General features: G+C 68.3%; 13 protein-coding genes and 1 riboswitch. Of the genes, 9 read left to right on the forward strand and 4 right to left on the reverse strand.

The window, feature by feature from the left end:
* Positions 1 to 24 precede the first annotated feature (24 nt).
* Together PL79_RS34995 and PL79_RS35005 are read left to right on the forward strand one after the other, a co-directional pair.
* A complete protein-coding gene (locus tag PL79_RS34995; protein WP_044844950.1) occupies positions 25 to 849 on the forward strand; it encodes a phosphodiesterase in 825 nt (274 codons plus the stop codon).
* A 444-nt stretch (positions 850 to 1,293) separates the two neighbouring features.
* Complete coding sequence (locus tag PL79_RS35005; protein WP_044848004.1) at positions 1,294 to 2,493, forward strand: MFS transporter; 1,200 nt, start codon at positions 1,294 to 1,296, stop codon at positions 2,491 to 2,493.
* Between the two features lie 21 nt (positions 2,494 to 2,514).
* Here PL79_RS35005 and PL79_RS35010 read toward each other — a convergent pair whose 3' ends face one another.
* The gene (locus PL79_RS35010; protein ID WP_044848005.1) at positions 2,515 to 3,714 is read right to left on the reverse strand and encodes an EamA family transporter; all 1,200 of its coding nucleotides are present in this window, start codon (positions 3,712 to 3,714) and stop codon (positions 2,515 to 2,517) included.
* Between the two features lie 502 nt (positions 3,715 to 4,216).
* Between PL79_RS35010 and PL79_RS35020 the strand changes: the two genes are divergently transcribed.
* Together PL79_RS35020 and PL79_RS35025 are read left to right on the forward strand one after the other, a co-directional pair.
* The gene (locus tag PL79_RS35020; protein WP_044848006.1) at positions 4,217 to 4,570 is read left to right on the forward strand and encodes a type II toxin-antitoxin system RelE/ParE family toxin; all 354 of its coding nucleotides are present in this window, start codon (positions 4,217 to 4,219) and stop codon (positions 4,568 to 4,570) included.
* On the forward strand, positions 4,567 to 4,848 hold the full coding sequence (locus tag PL79_RS35025) for a helix-turn-helix domain-containing protein (RefSeq protein ID WP_044848007.1): 282 nt from the start codon (positions 4,567 to 4,569) through the stop codon (positions 4,846 to 4,848). The genes PL79_RS35020 and PL79_RS35025 overlap by 4 nt, the downstream gene beginning before the upstream one ends.
* 42 nt (positions 4,849 to 4,890) lie before the next feature.
* Here PL79_RS35025 and PL79_RS35030 read toward each other — a convergent pair whose 3' ends face one another.
* The 3 genes from PL79_RS35030 to PL79_RS35040 all read right to left on the reverse strand — a co-directional run bounded on the left by PL79_RS35030 (position 4,891) and on the right by PL79_RS35040 (position 6,717).
* Positions 4,891 to 5,679, reverse strand: a complete 789-nt coding sequence (locus PL79_RS35030) for a molybdopterin-dependent oxidoreductase (RefSeq protein WP_044848033.1) — start codon at positions 5,677 to 5,679, stop codon at positions 4,891 to 4,893.
* Positions 5,680 to 5,708: 29 nt separating this feature from the next.
* The gene (locus tag PL79_RS35035; RefSeq protein ID WP_044848008.1) at positions 5,709 to 6,341 is read right to left on the reverse strand and encodes a cytochrome b/b6 domain-containing protein; all 633 of its coding nucleotides are present in this window, start codon (positions 6,339 to 6,341) and stop codon (positions 5,709 to 5,711) included.
* Between the two features lie 109 nt (positions 6,342 to 6,450).
* Positions 6,451 to 6,717, reverse strand: a complete 267-nt coding sequence (locus PL79_RS35040; protein WP_044848009.1) for a pentapeptide MXKDX repeat protein — start codon at positions 6,715 to 6,717, stop codon at positions 6,451 to 6,453.
* Between the two features lie 270 nt (positions 6,718 to 6,987).
* A riboswitch (TPP riboswitch) is annotated at positions 6,988 to 7,104 on the forward strand.
* A 124-nt stretch (positions 7,105 to 7,228) separates the two neighbouring features.
* Between PL79_RS35040 and thiC the strand changes: the two genes are divergently transcribed.
* The 5 genes from thiC to PL79_RS35070 all read left to right on the forward strand — a co-directional run bounded on the left by thiC (position 7,229) and on the right by PL79_RS35070 (position 12,957).
* The gene (gene thiC, locus PL79_RS35045; protein WP_044848010.1) at positions 7,229 to 9,160 is read left to right on the forward strand and encodes a phosphomethylpyrimidine synthase ThiC; all 1,932 of its coding nucleotides are present in this window, start codon (positions 7,229 to 7,231) and stop codon (positions 9,158 to 9,160) included.
* Positions 9,161 to 9,413: 253 nt separating this feature from the next.
* Positions 9,414 to 9,629 (forward strand): glycine zipper 2TM domain-containing protein, encoded by a 216-nt coding sequence (locus PL79_RS35050; protein WP_044848011.1) that lies wholly within the window; start codon positions 9,414 to 9,416, stop codon positions 9,627 to 9,629.
* A gap of 209 nt (positions 9,630 to 9,838) precedes the next feature.
* Positions 9,839 to 10,099: a hypothetical protein gene (locus PL79_RS35055; protein WP_044848012.1), complete on the forward strand. Its 261-nt coding sequence runs from the start codon at positions 9,839 to 9,841 to the stop codon at positions 10,097 to 10,099.
* A 186-nt stretch (positions 10,100 to 10,285) separates the two neighbouring features.
* Positions 10,286 to 11,212, forward strand: a complete 927-nt coding sequence (locus tag PL79_RS35060; protein WP_044848013.1) for a DMT family transporter — start codon at positions 10,286 to 10,288, stop codon at positions 11,210 to 11,212.
* Between the two features lie 464 nt (positions 11,213 to 11,676).
* Complete coding sequence (locus tag PL79_RS35070) at positions 11,677 to 12,957, forward strand: EAL domain-containing protein (RefSeq protein ID WP_044848014.1); 1,281 nt, start codon at positions 11,677 to 11,679, stop codon at positions 12,955 to 12,957.
* The last annotated feature ends 36 nt before the right edge of the window (positions 12,958 to 12,993 follow it).

Genomic DNA, 12,993 nt, shown 5'->3' on the forward strand with positions numbered 1-12,993 from the left:
AACCACACATTCCGAGGAACGACGATGCTGCTTGCTCAAATCAGCGATCTCCACATCAAGCGCCCGGGCCAGCTCGCGTACCGGCGCGTCGACACGGCCGCCGCGCTCGCGCGCTGCATCGCGAAGCTGAACGCGCTGGTGCCGCGCCCCGACGCGGTGCTCGTCACCGGCGACCTGACCGACTTCGGCCACGACGACGAATACCGCCACCTGCGCGACCTGCTCGCGCCGCTCGAGATTCCGTATTACCTGATGGTCGGCAATCACGACGATCGTGCGGGGTTGCGCCGCGCGTTCGCCGATCGTCCCGAATTGCAGGACGGCGAGTTCGTGCAGTACGCGCTCGACGTCGGCGCCGTGCGCGTGCTCGCACTCGATTCGCAGGTGCCCGGCACGAGCCACGGCGACCTGTGCGATGCGCGGCTCGCGTGGCTCACCGCGCAACTCGACGCTGCGCGCGACCGGCCGGTGATCGTCGCGCTGCATCACCCGCCGTTCGTGTCCGGGATCGGACATATGGACGCGCTGCGCCTCGCGCCCACCGCTGCCGCGAAACTCGACGCGCTGCTGCGCCGCTATCCGAACGTCGAGCGCGTGCTGTGCGGCCACGTGCACCGGACGATGTTCACGCGCTTCGGCGGCACGCTCGCGTCGGCCGTGCCGGCGCCCGCGCACCAGGTCGCGTTCGATTTGCGAGCGGACGCGCCGTCCGCGTTCCGGCTCGAGCCGCCCGCGTTCGCGGTGCACGTCCATACGCCGGACATGGGGATGACGTCCCATCACGTGTACGTGGACGAAGGCGACGGGCCGTATCCGTTCTATGAGCCGAGCGGGGAACTGGTCGATTGAACCGTACGCAATCGCGGATGCATGACGAGCGGCTGCGGCCGGTGAGGGCCGCGTCGAATGATTGCGGTTGATTGCGGTTGAGCGGGCCGGCCATGCTGCGATCGCGCCAGCCGCGCAGCCGACTGCGCCTCTGCGCCTCTGCGCCTCTGCGCCTCTGCGCCTCTGCGCCTCTGCGCTTCTGCGCTTCTGCGCTTCTGCGCTTCTGCGCTTCTGCGCTTCTGCGCTTCTGCGCTTCTGCGCTTCTGCGCTTCTGCGCTTCTGCGCTTCTGCGCTTCCGGGCTTCTCGGCTGCTGGGCTGCTGGGCTGCTGGGCCGCTGAGCCGCAGCACCGCCGGCACGATTCCCGGTGCTCCGGTATGATCGGCACGCTCGATCGGCGCCCGGCCGCCTGCGCCAACGACGCCGCGCCGCGCGCCACGCCGCCCAACTCCGTTCCGTTGCCGCCATGTCCGCCGCCTCCACCGACCGTCCGACCGACGCCGCCTCGCCCCACTACTCGCGCAGCCTGCTGTTGCTGCTCGCGACGATCGCGGGCGTGTCGGTCGCGAACATCTACTACAACCAGCCGCTGCTCGACAGCTTCCGCTCGGCCTTCCCGGACGGCGCGTCATGGATCGGCGCGGTGCCGACCGCGACGCAGCTCGGCTATGCAGCCGGGATGTTCCTGCTCGCGCCGCTCGGCGACCGCTTCGATCGCCGCGGGCTGATCCTGATGCAGATCGCGGGCCTGTCGATCGCGCTGATCGTCGCCGCGGCCGCGCCGTCGCTGGCAGTGCTGGCCGTGGCGAGCCTCGCGATCGGCGTGCTCGCGACGATCGCGCAGCAGGCCGTGCCGTTCGCGGCCGAGATCGCGCCGCCGGCCGAGCGCGGGCATGCGGTCGGCACCGTGATGAGCGGCCTGCTGCTCGGCATCCTGCTGGCGCGCACGGCGGCCGGCTTCGTCGCCGAATATTTCGGCTGGCGGGCGGTGTTCGGCGCGTCGGTCGCGGCGCTCGTCGCGCTGGCCGCGGTGATCGTGCTGCGGCTGCCGCGCAGCTCGCCGACGTCGACGCTGCCGTACGGCAAGCTGCTCGGCTCGATGTGGCACCTGGCGGTCGAACTGCGCGGGCTGCGCGAGGCGTCGCTGACGGGCGCCGCGCTGTTCGCCGCGTTCAGCGCGTTCTGGCCGGTGCTCACGCTGCTGCTCGCCGGTGCGCCGTTCCACCTCGGCCCGCAGGCCGCAGGGCTGTTCGGGATCGTCGGCGCGGCCGGTGCGCTGGCTGCACCGTACGCGGGCCGTTTCGCGGACACGCGCGGCCCGCGCGCGATCATCTCGCTCGCAATCGCGCTGCTCGCGGCGTCGTTCGTGATTTTTGCGCTGTCGGGGACGAGCCTCGTCGGGCTCGTGATCGGCGTGATCGTGCTGGATGTCGGCGTGCAGGCCGCGCAGATCTCGAACCAGTCGCGCATCTACGCGCTGAAGCCCGAGGCGCGCAGCCGCGTGAATACCGTGTACATGGTGTGCTACTTCATCGGCGGCGCGCTCGGCTCGTCGGCCGGCGTCGCCGCGTGGCACGCCTTTGGCTGGATCGGCATGTGCGCGGCCGGCCTGCTGTTTACCGCACTCGCCGGCTGGTCCCACCATCGCGGCGCACGTCGCGACTGAACGCCGCGTCGCGCACCGGCGTCATGCGTCGGCCCGCGACGCGGCCGGATTGACGGCTGGCGGCGGCGTGAATGCCTGCGCGGGATCCATGACCGCGGCCGGGTCCACGACGGCGGCCGGTGCGGGCACCGCAAGCGGTACCGCGGAAGGCGCGAGGATCGGTGCCGGCTCCGGCATCGCCGCCTGAGCCGGTACTGACGCCGCATCCGCCGTCGATTCGGCGGCGACGGTTGCCGCGGTCGCCACGGTCACCACGCCCGGCGCAGCATCGGCCGCCGCGCGCGCCGCGGGCCGGCGCGCGGGATCGAACAGGAACGACAGCCCGACGCTGCCGAGGATCGCGACGGTGGCGACCACGGTTGCCGTCGTCACGGGCTCGCCGAGCATCAGCGCGCCGAGCGCGACCGCGACGATCGGGTTCACATACATGCAGCTGCTCGCGATGATCGGGCTCGTGTGGCGAATCAGGTAGCCGTACGCGACGTACGCTGCCATCGTGCAGAACACCATCAGGTACACGAACGCGAACACCGGCGCGACCGCGACCTGCTCGATGCGCTCGCCCATCAGCCACGCCCCGATCGTGGACATCAACCCGCCCAGGCCGATCTGCAGCGACGTCGACAGGAACAGGTCGGACGGCAGCTTGAGCCGCGTCGCGAGATGCGCGCCGCCCGCCCAGAACAGCGCGCCGGCCAGCACGCAGATCGTGCCGAGCGCCGAGTTCGCGGCGGCCGCGCCGCCCGAATTCAGCACGACGATGCCGACCATCCCGAGCGCGACGGCCGCCCACTCGCCCTTCGTCACCGCGCGCCCGGCGACCGCCGCGATCACGGTCGCGAACAGCGGCACCGTCGCGACCATCACCGCGGCCGAGCCGCTGCTGACCGTGCGCATCCCGAGCGCGATCGTGCCCGACGACAGCGCGACCAGCATCGTGCCGACGATCGCCGAGTTGCGGATTTCGAGCAGCGTCGGCCATTCGGGCTTGCGCCGCAGCGCGAAGATGAACAGGCCGATCCCGCCGAGCAGGTTGCGCAGCCCCGACAGCAGCAGCGGCGGGAACGACTGCAGCGCGAAATGCAGGCCGCTGTAGGTCGAACCCCAGACGAAATAGATGAAGACGAGGGCGAGCGCGACGCGGCCGCCGCGGCTTTGCGGCAGGCGGATCCGGATCGGCAGGCGGGCGAGGAAATCGAGGAGGCGGTCGAGCGGGGTCATCGTTCAGCCCGCCCGCACGACGTGTCGCGTGCTCCGCTGAAAGACGCCGGAGAGACCGGCAAACGGCCCTGAGTGGACCGGGAAGGCGGAGACGGACGTGCGGAACGACATGGCAGTGCGAACGGCGACGAATAAGAACCGGCAAGCGGCGGCAGAGGGTCGAAAAGCGGGCGCGAGCCGCTTCGGCTGCGCACGCTCGGCATTATGGCATCAAGGATTCGAAAGCATCATCAGACCAGTCTGAAAGCTTATCGACTGACGTTTCGGCGCGACATTTTTCGGCATCCGGACCAACCGGATGGGGGGCTCGATACGCGCGGCGCGGGCGTCGCGCGGGCCGCCCGGCATCCCGTCCTGCAGCAGCGATCGCTCCATCGGCCTGATGGCCAGTCATGCGCTTCAGCGGTCGCTTCGCGCTTATGGTGATGATCGGCGACGGTCGGCAGGCGCGTCCGGCCGCCGACATTCGCCCTTTCGACCCGCACACCGCCCATACAAAATTTTGTATAATTCCACCATTCTTCCGCCGAAGCCCGTCGTGTTCGTCGGCACCGCACTCGACGACCTGCGCGGCTTTCCGCTTCTCGCGCGCCGCGAAGCCGGCCACCAGATCGACCAGGTGCAGCGCGGCCTCGCGCCCGACGACTGGAAGCCGATGCGAACCGTCGGCCCGGGCGTGCGGGAAATTCGCCTGCGCGACGCGAGCGGTGCGTTCCGGATCGTCTACGTCGCGACCTTCGCCGACGCGATCTACGTGCTGCATTGCTTCCGCAAGCAGTCGGCACGCACCTGCAAGACCGATATCGACCTGGCGGCCCGACGCTACCGGGCGCTGATGATGGAGAGGAAACGATGAGCAACGAACGTCATGCGAGCGTCTGGGACGCAATCGAAGGCCGGCCGGCCGAAGCCGAGAACATGAAGCTGCGCTCCGAGCTGATGATCGCGCTCAAGCAGCGCATCGCGCAGCTCGAGCTCAGCCAGGCGCAGGCCGCGCAACGGCTGGGCGTCACGCAGCCGCGCGTGTCCGATCTGCTGCGCGGCAAGATCAACCTGTTCGGGCTCGACGCGCTCGTGAACATGGCGGCGGCGGTCGGCCTGCGCGTCGACCTGCAGGTGCGCGAATCCGTGTGACACGCCGCGACGCACGGCAGCACGCGTTCGCGCGCCGCCGCTTCACGATCCGCCGAACCAGTTGTACCCCTGATCGACCCAGTAGCCGCCCGGGAAGGTATCGGTCACGAAGATTTCCATGATGTGCTTCGGATTCTTGTAGCCGAGCTTGGTCGGCATCCGCAGCTTCATCGGGAAACCGAATTCCGGCGGCAGGCGATGGCCGTCGTAGTCGAATGCGAGCAGCGTCTGCGGATGCAGCGCGGTCGGCATGTCGATGCTTTCGTAGTAGTCGTCCGCGCATTTGAAGCCGACGTATTTCGCGTGCGTATCGGCGCCGGCACGCGCCAGGAACGCGCCGAACGGCGTGCCGCCCCAGCGGCCGATCGCGCTCCACCCTTCCACGCAGATGTGCCGCGTGATCTGCTCCGCGTGCGGCAGCGCATACAGCTCGTCGAGCGTCCACACGCGCTTGCCCGTCACGCGGCCCGACAGCACGAGCCGGTACGTCGATGCGTCGACGTGCGGCACCTCGTCGATGCCGTAATACGCGTTGAACGGGAACGGCCGCGTGATGTCGGCCTCGGTGTAGGTCGGCGCGAGCCGCTCGCCGCTGAAGAGCCACGCCTGCACGCGGTCGTTCATGCGCGACACCTTCTCGAGGAACGTGTTGACCGACGCGTCGTCCTTCAGCGTGCAGCCGGTCAGCATCGTCAGGCCGCCGAGCGTCAGGATGCGGCGGTTGAACAGCCGCCGCGACGGCATCTCCAGCTCGCGGCGCACGTCGAGTTCGAGCGACTTGCGGTCGAGCGTCCAGCGCGAATCGGCGCGCTTGTATTCGGAATCCGACATGATGATTTCCTTCACCCGGAGTTGACCGGTCAGCGCCCGCGCAGCATCGCGAGCAGCGAGCGCGGCACCAGCAGCGCCATCGCGACGTGCACGAAGAAGAACGCGACGAGCAGCGACATCGCCCAGAAATGCACGACGCGCGCGTTGTCGTAACCGCCGAACAGTTCGCGCAGCAGCGGAAACTGCACCGACTTCCAGATCGTCAGCCCGGACAGCACCAGCACGATCAGATCGACGATCGCGACCAGGTACGCGGCACGCTGCACCGCGTTGTAGACGCTCAGATCGTCGTGCGCGAGCCGGCCGCGCAGCGCGGCGCGCACGTCGCGCCACACGGACGCCGGCGTGACGGGCAGCATCTTGCGCGCGAGGCGCCCGGTCGCGATCGACATCGCCAGGTAGAACAGCCCGTTGCCGACCAGCAGCCACATCGCCGCGAAATGCCATTGCAGCGCGCCGCCGAGCCAGCCGCCGAGCGTGATGCCGTGCGGAAACACGAACGGCGGATAGATCGGCGACGCATCGTAGATGCGCCAGCCGGACAGCGCCATCAGGATCGCCGCGAGCGCGTTGAGCCAGTGGCTCACGCGCACCCACAGGGGATGAATCTTGCGGGCGGGCGGCGTGACGGCCGCGCGCCCGGTGGCGGGAACGGTTTGCATGATGAAAACTCCCGGAACGCGTCGACGAGACGAGTCGAGTCGAGACAAAACGAGACGCGGGCGGCCGTCGTCGAGCACATGCGCCGGCCGCACGCCCTGCCCGGCTCCGTCAGTTCGACGGCGCCATCTTGTCGTCCGACTTCGCCTTGCCCATCTCGTCGTGCGACATCGCGTCTTTCTTCATCGCGTCCTTCTTCATCGCATGCTTCTTCATGGCGTCCTTCTTCATTGCGCCGTCCTTCGCCATCGCGTCGTGCCCCATCGCGTCCTTCGACATCGACGAGCCGTTTTGCGACATCGCGTCGTTCTGCGCATACGCGCCCGTTGCAAGCGTGGCGAAAGCAGCGACACAGGTGGCGATCAGTACGTTTTTCATGACATCTCTCCAAAACATGGGTTTAAGGAGCCGAATAGACGGACGACATCGCGGGAAATGACAGCCGCTGCGAAATTTTTTTTGTGAGGTCGCGCGAAGGCGCGCCATGTTGCACCGCTTCGCCGCGGCCGGCCGAGCCGTGGGGCCGCGCGGCGGCGACGCGCGCTGTCATTTCGACGGGCCATCACACCGCCCGCCATGCTGCGGCCGCACCGGGATGGCCGATCCCGTCCCGGTTGAAACCGCCGCCAAGCCAGTGTATCGTGTGCGCTGCTAACGCGGGGGTCCTGCAATGCGTTCGGTCAAACAACCGGCATTGCGGGTGAGAAATACCCTTTGAACCTGATCTGGATAATGCCAGCGCAGGGAAGCGTACGGATTTCACCGCCATCCTTCTGACGAAATCCGCCGCCTCACCAAGCCTCGTCTCCTGCTTAGCTCGAGCCCCACATTCGTCAAGGGCTCCGGGCAAGCGCCGAAGCGCCTGCCCGGCGCTCACACAGGAGATTGCATGAACGCCAATCCGAAGTTTCTGTCTGCCGACGCCCACGTCGACGCTGCTGCCGTCGCGCCGCTGCCCAATTCGCGAAAGGTGTATGTAACCGGCTCGCAGCCCGACATCCGCGTGCCGATGCGTGAAATCACGCAGGCCGACACGCCGACCGGCTTCGGCGGCGAAAAGAATCCGCCGATCTACGTGTACGACACGTCGGGCCCCTACACCGATCCGGACGCGAAGATCGACATCCGCGCGGGCCTGCCCGCGCTGCGCCAGCGCTGGATCGAGGCACGCGGCGACACCGAAGTGCTCGACGGCCTGTCGAGCCAGTACGGCCTCGAGCGCGCGGCCGACCCGGCTACCGCCGACCTGCGTTTCCCGGGCCTGCACCGCAACCCGCGCCGCGCGCAGGCCGGCAAGAACGTCACGCAGATGCACTACGCGCGGCAAGGCATCATCACGCCGGAAATGGAATACATCGCGATCCGCGAGAACCAGCGCCGCGCCGAATACATCGAGAGCCTGAAGTCGAGCGGCCCGAACGGCGCGAAGCTCGCCGCGATGATGGGCCGCCAGCACCCGGGCCAGGCGTTCGGCGCCGCGGCCTTCGGCGCGAACGCGCTGGCCGAGATCACCCCCGAGTTCGTGCGCGACGAAGTCGCGCGCGGCCGCGCGATCATCCCCGCGAACATCAACCACCCGGAATCCGAGCCGATGATCATCGGCCGCAACTTCCTCGTGAAGATCAACGCGAACATCGGCAACTCGGCCGTCACGTCGTCGATCGGCGAGGAAGTCGACAAGATGACGTGGGCGATCCGCTGGGGCGGCGACACGGTGATGGACCTGTCGACCGGCAAGCACATCCATGAAACGCGCGAGTGGATCATCCGCAACAGCCCGGTGCCGATCGGCACGGTGCCGATCTACCAGGCGCTCGAGAAGGTCAACGGCAAGGCCGAGGACCTGACCTGGGAAATCTTCCGCGATACGCTGATCGAGCAGGCCGAGCAAGGTGTCGACTACTTCACGATCCACGCGGGCGTGCGCCTGCAGTACGTGCCGCTCACCGCGAACCGGATGACGGGCATCGTGTCGCGCGGCGGCTCGATCATGGCGAAATGGTGCCTCGCGCATCACAAGGAAAGCTTCCTGTACGAACACTTCGAAGAGATCTGCGAGATCATGAAGGCGTACGACGTGAGCTTCTCGCTCGGCGACGGCCTGCGCCCCGGCTCGATCTACGACGCGAACGACGAAGCGCAGCTCGGCGAGCTGAAGACGCTCGGCGAGCTCACGCAGATCGCGTGGAAGCACGACGTGCAGGTGATGATCGAAGGCCCCGGCCACGTGCCGATGCAGCTGATCAAGGAGAACATGGATCTCCAGCTCGACTGGTGCAAGGAAGCGCCGTTCTACACGCTCGGGCCGCTGACCACCGACATCGCGCCGGGCTACGACCACATCACGTCGGGCATCGGCGCCGCGATGATCGGCTGGTTCGGCACCGCGATGCTGTGCTACGTGACGCCGAAGGAACACCTCGGGCTGCCGAACAAGGACGACGTGAAGGAAGGGATCATCACGTACAAGCTCGCCGCGCACGCGGCCGACCTCGCCAAGGGTCACCCCGGCGCGCAGGTCCGCGACAACGCGCTGTCGAAGGCGCGCTTCGAGTTCCGCTGGGAAGACCAGTTCAACATCGGCCTCGACCCGGACAAGGCGCGCGAATTCCACGACGAGACGCTGCCGAAGGATTCCGCGAAGGTCGCGCACTTCTGCTCGATGTGCGGCCCGCACTTCTGCTCGATGAAGATCACGCAGGACGTGCGCGAGTTCGCGGCGCAACAGGGCGTGTCGGAAAGCGAAGCGCTGAAGAAGGGGATGGAAGTCAAGGCGGTCGAGTTCGTGAAGACCGGCGCCGAGATCTATCACCGTCAGTAAGCCGGCCAGCGAACGCGGCGGTCCGCACGGACCGCATCGTGGCGCACTGCACCAGGCCCGCTTTCGAGCGGGCTTTTTTGCGTGCGCGCGCATGCGTCGTGCCTGCCGGCGCAAGGGAAACAATTGATTACGAAACCGCCCGAGCCTTAACAAGTCCTTACAGCAGCCCGGTGGGACGGCAGGTAGATTGGTTTCATGCGCGGCCGCGATGCGCTCGTGCGACCTTCCGTTCACTATCGCGAGGACAACCATCATGAATGCTTCGATTCGGCGTTTTGGGGTATGCGCGCTGCTCGTCACGACGGTGGCCAGCCTGTCGGCCTGCGATTCGATGACGCGGCGCCAGCGCGATACGGCAATCGGTGCGGGTGTCGGCGGCGTCGCGGGCGCGGCGATCGGCGGCAACGCATTGTCGACGCTGGGCGGCGCAGCCGCCGGCGGCATCATCGGCAACCAGGTCGGCAAATAAGCCGGCCGGCTTACCCGGCTGCCGCGCGACGCGCGGCAAGCTCCGGCCTGACGGCGTTTCCGCGCGGCGGAAGCGCCGTTTTTCGTATGCGGCGCCGCAACACGACGCAGCGGCCCGGAAATGATCCGTTACCGTTTTGCGCATCTTGTCATCGCCGCGCGGCCTAAGCTTAAGCATCTGCCGATTGCCGGCTCCGCCGGAGAGACATCATGAACAGGACCCTCGTCGCACTCGCCGCCGCGGCGCTCGCGTGCACGACGCTCGCCGGCTGCTACTACCCGTACGGCTATTATCCCGGCGGCTATTACGCGGCCGCACCGGTACAGCCGGCGCCCGTGTACGTCGATCCGGGCCCCGCCTACTACTACCCGGCGCCTGCGTATGCGCCGGCATGGGGCGGTTATTGGGGACCCGCGCTGTCGCTCAATTTCGGCTTCGGCGGACGCGGCGGCTGGCACCACCATCACTGAGCGCGCCGCTCCATGCGCAGCCGGTCTCGCGCGGCCGGTCGCCCCGGGCCGGCGAGCGGCGACCGGCGACATTCCCGTTTCTTGCCGTTTCTTGCCGTTTCTTGCCGTTTCATCCGATCGTGAAACGACGGCGCGGTAACGCGGTGTAAGATCCTTTGCATCCCGTCCCCTCGCCCGCCACGCTCGATGTCACCCAAGAACGCCTTTCTGCTGACCGTCCTCGCCGCCCTGTGGGGCGCGTCGTTCCTGTTCATCCGGGTCGGCGTCGCCGACTTCGGTGTCGCGCCGCTGATGGCGCTGCGCGTGGGTATCGGCGCGCTGTTTCTCACCGGCTTCGCGCTGACGCGCTTCAAGCCCGCCGAGCTCGGCGCGCAGCTGCGCCGTCGCGCATGGCCGTTGTTCGTCGTCGGCGCGCTGAACTCGGGCATCCCGTTCTGCCTGTTCGCATTCGCCGAACTGACGCTGTCGGCCGGCGTGACGTCGGTGATCAACGCGACGACGCCGCTGTGGGGCGCGCTCGTCGCCTACCTCTGGCTGAAGGACAAGCTGTCGCTGCCGCGCGCGCTCGGCCTCGTGATCGGCTTTGCCGGCGTGCTCACGCTCGTGTGGGACCAGGTCGCCAACGCAAGCGGCAGCACCGGCGCCAGCGCGACCGCGCTGGCCGCCGCCGCCGCGCTCGGCGCGACGCTGCTGTACGGCATCGCGGCCAACTACACGAAGCGCACGCTCAGCGGCGTCGACCCGCTCGTCAACGCGACCGGCAGCATGATCGGCTCGACCGTGCTGCTGCTGCCGTTCGCGATCGCGACCTGGCCCGCGGCTGCCGTCGGCGCGCATGCGTGGGGCGCCGTGCTCGCGCTCGGCATCGCCTGCACGGGCATCGCGTATTTCATCTTCTTCTATCTGATCGCGCATGTCGGCCCGGCGCGCGCGATTACGGTGACGTTCGTGATCCCGGTGTTCGGCCTGCTGTGGGGCGCGCTGTTCCTCGGCGAACATGTGTCGGTCGTGATGATCGAAGGCTGCGCGATCGTGCTCGTCGGCACCGCGCTTGCGACCGGCGTGATCAAGCGGATTCCCGGATTGGGCCCGCGCGGCGGCGAAGCGGCCTGAGCGACGCGCAGGGCCCCGCGCCTGCCGGTTGCCGGTTGCCGGTTTCCCGCGAGGCGGCGGCCACCGTTCGTCGAGCGCCGCGCATGGACCGGTGCGCGACGGCGCAGGTCGTTTTCACCTGATGCCGATGCAGCCGCATGGCTTGCCCGTTTTTCCGTTTTCCCGATCCGCCGGTCTTCTTCGCACGCAATGCACGCGGCACACGCGGCGCTGTCGCCGCGTGCACGACCGGCGGCCCTTGCGTGTCGCGCTTGCGGGCGGACAGCCCGGTCCACGCGACGGTGTAGCGTTTGCGTCTGGAGTTACCCTGATACGCGCGCCGCGCCATTCCCGTTACACTCGTAACACTCATCCGCAGAAGGCGGTCACGATGCACCACGTTCTTTCGCGTCCACCTGCGCGTGCGACGGCTTCTGCGTGGCGCGCACGATACCGTCCCCCGATCGCCCCAGGGCGTCGTTGACATGAAGGCCGCCCGCGACATCTCTCTCGATTCCCTGCTCGAACGCCTGACACCGACGCCCAGCGGCTGGATCGCCACGTATCGCGACACGACGCTGCGCAGCGTGTTCCAACCCGTGCTGTCGATCACGCACAAGCGCGTGGTCGGCTATGAAGCGCTGCTGCGCGTCGTGGACGAGAACGGTACGCTGGCTTCGCCGGTCGCGCTGTTCGACAAGACGCGTGCCGCTGCCGACGCGCTGCTGCTCGACCGGCTCGCCCGCTGCCTGCATACGGCCAACTTCGTCGCGCAGGGCATCGGCGACGGCTGGCTGTTCCTGAACGTGACGCCACGCGTGCTCGATTCGGGCCTCGTGCAGCGCGAATTCGTCGAGGCGCTGTGCCGTCATTTCGCGCTGCCGCCGAACCGCATCGTGCTGGAAGTCGTCGAGCAGCCGTCGCGCGACGAAGCCGCGCTCGCCCGCACGATCGACATGATCCAGCATCGCGACTTCCTGATCGCGATCGACGATTTCGGCACCGGATTCTCGAATTTCGACCGCGTGTGGCGCGCGCGACCCGATATCGTCAAGCTCGATCGCTCGCTCGTCGAGCGCGCGAACGCGTCGGCCGACGATCGCCGCATCATGCATCACCTGGTATCGATGCTCCACCAGGCCGGCGCGATGGTGCTCGCGGAGGGTGTCGAAAGCGACGACGCGCTGCAGACGCTGATGGAAGCCGATATCGATTTCGTCCAGGGCTTCCAGTTCGGCCAGCCCGATGCGTCGATCGCGCACGCGAGCGCCGCGGCGCCCGCGATGCTCGACGCCGCGTGGCAACGCTTCATCGCGCGCCGGCATACACCGGCGATCGCCGAGCAACCGGGCTTCGATGCGATCGAGCGGCTCGTGCTCACTGGCGCGGCTGCCTTTTCCGCGAGCGGCAACCTGCAGGACGCCGCGCAGCGCGTATTCGCGGTGCCGGCCGCGCGCCGCGTGTTCGTCACGGACGAGATCGGCGAACAGTTCCTGCCGTCGATCGGCGCGCGCCCCGAGGATGGCCAGGCGAGCGGCACGCGGCTCGCACCGCTGTTCCCGGAGACGCACAGCAACTGGTCGCGGCGCCCGTACTTCCAGCGCGCGATCGCGGCGCCGGGGCGCGTCGCGCTGATGGGCCCGCACTTCTCGCTGACCGAAGGCCGCGACTGCTACACGGCGGCCGTCGCCATTCGTGCGCAAAGCCGCCTCGTCGTGTTCTGCGTCGACTTCGTGCTCGACAGCGCGGGCACCGTGATGCGCTGACGGGCGCGGCGGCGCCCGCCATGCCGGCCGGGTCGA

The sequence above is a fragment of the Burkholderia sp. USMB20 genome (assembly GCF_000949135.2).
GTDB lineage: Bacteria > Pseudomonadota > Gammaproteobacteria > Burkholderiales > Burkholderiaceae > Burkholderia.

Coding starts and splice junctions, on each gene's coding strand:
- thiC (WP_044848010.1), top strand. CDS start 7,229: ATGAACGCCAATCCGAAGTTTCTGTCTGCCGACGCCCACGTCGACGCT.
- PL79_RS35035 (WP_044848008.1), bottom strand. CDS start 6,341: ATGCAAACCGTTCCCGCCACCGGGCGCGCGGCCGTCACGCCGCCCGCC.
- PL79_RS35025 (WP_044848007.1), top strand. CDS start 4,567: ATGAGCAACGAACGTCATGCGAGCGTCTGGGACGCAATCGAAGGCCGG.
- PL79_RS35010 (WP_044848005.1), bottom strand. CDS start 3,714: ATGACCCCGCTCGACCGCCTCCTCGATTTCCTCGCCCGCCTGCCGATC.
- PL79_RS35070 (WP_044848014.1), top strand. CDS start 11,677: ATGAAGGCCGCCCGCGACATCTCTCTCGATTCCCTGCTCGAACGCCTG.
- PL79_RS35055 (WP_044848012.1), top strand. CDS start 9,839: ATGAACAGGACCCTCGTCGCACTCGCCGCCGCGGCGCTCGCGTGCACG.
- PL79_RS35050 (WP_044848011.1), top strand. CDS start 9,414: ATGAATGCTTCGATTCGGCGTTTTGGGGTATGCGCGCTGCTCGTCACG.
- PL79_RS35005 (WP_044848004.1), top strand. CDS start 1,294: ATGTCCGCCGCCTCCACCGACCGTCCGACCGACGCCGCCTCGCCCCAC.
- PL79_RS35060 (WP_044848013.1), top strand. CDS start 10,286: ATGTCACCCAAGAACGCCTTTCTGCTGACCGTCCTCGCCGCCCTGTGG.
- PL79_RS35030 (WP_044848033.1), bottom strand. CDS start 5,679: ATGTCGGATTCCGAATACAAGCGCGCCGATTCGCGCTGGACGCTCGAC.
- PL79_RS35040 (WP_044848009.1), bottom strand. CDS start 6,717: ATGAAAAACGTACTGATCGCCACCTGTGTCGCTGCTTTCGCCACGCTT.
- PL79_RS34995 (WP_044844950.1), top strand. CDS start 25: ATGCTGCTTGCTCAAATCAGCGATCTCCACATCAAGCGCCCGGGCCAG.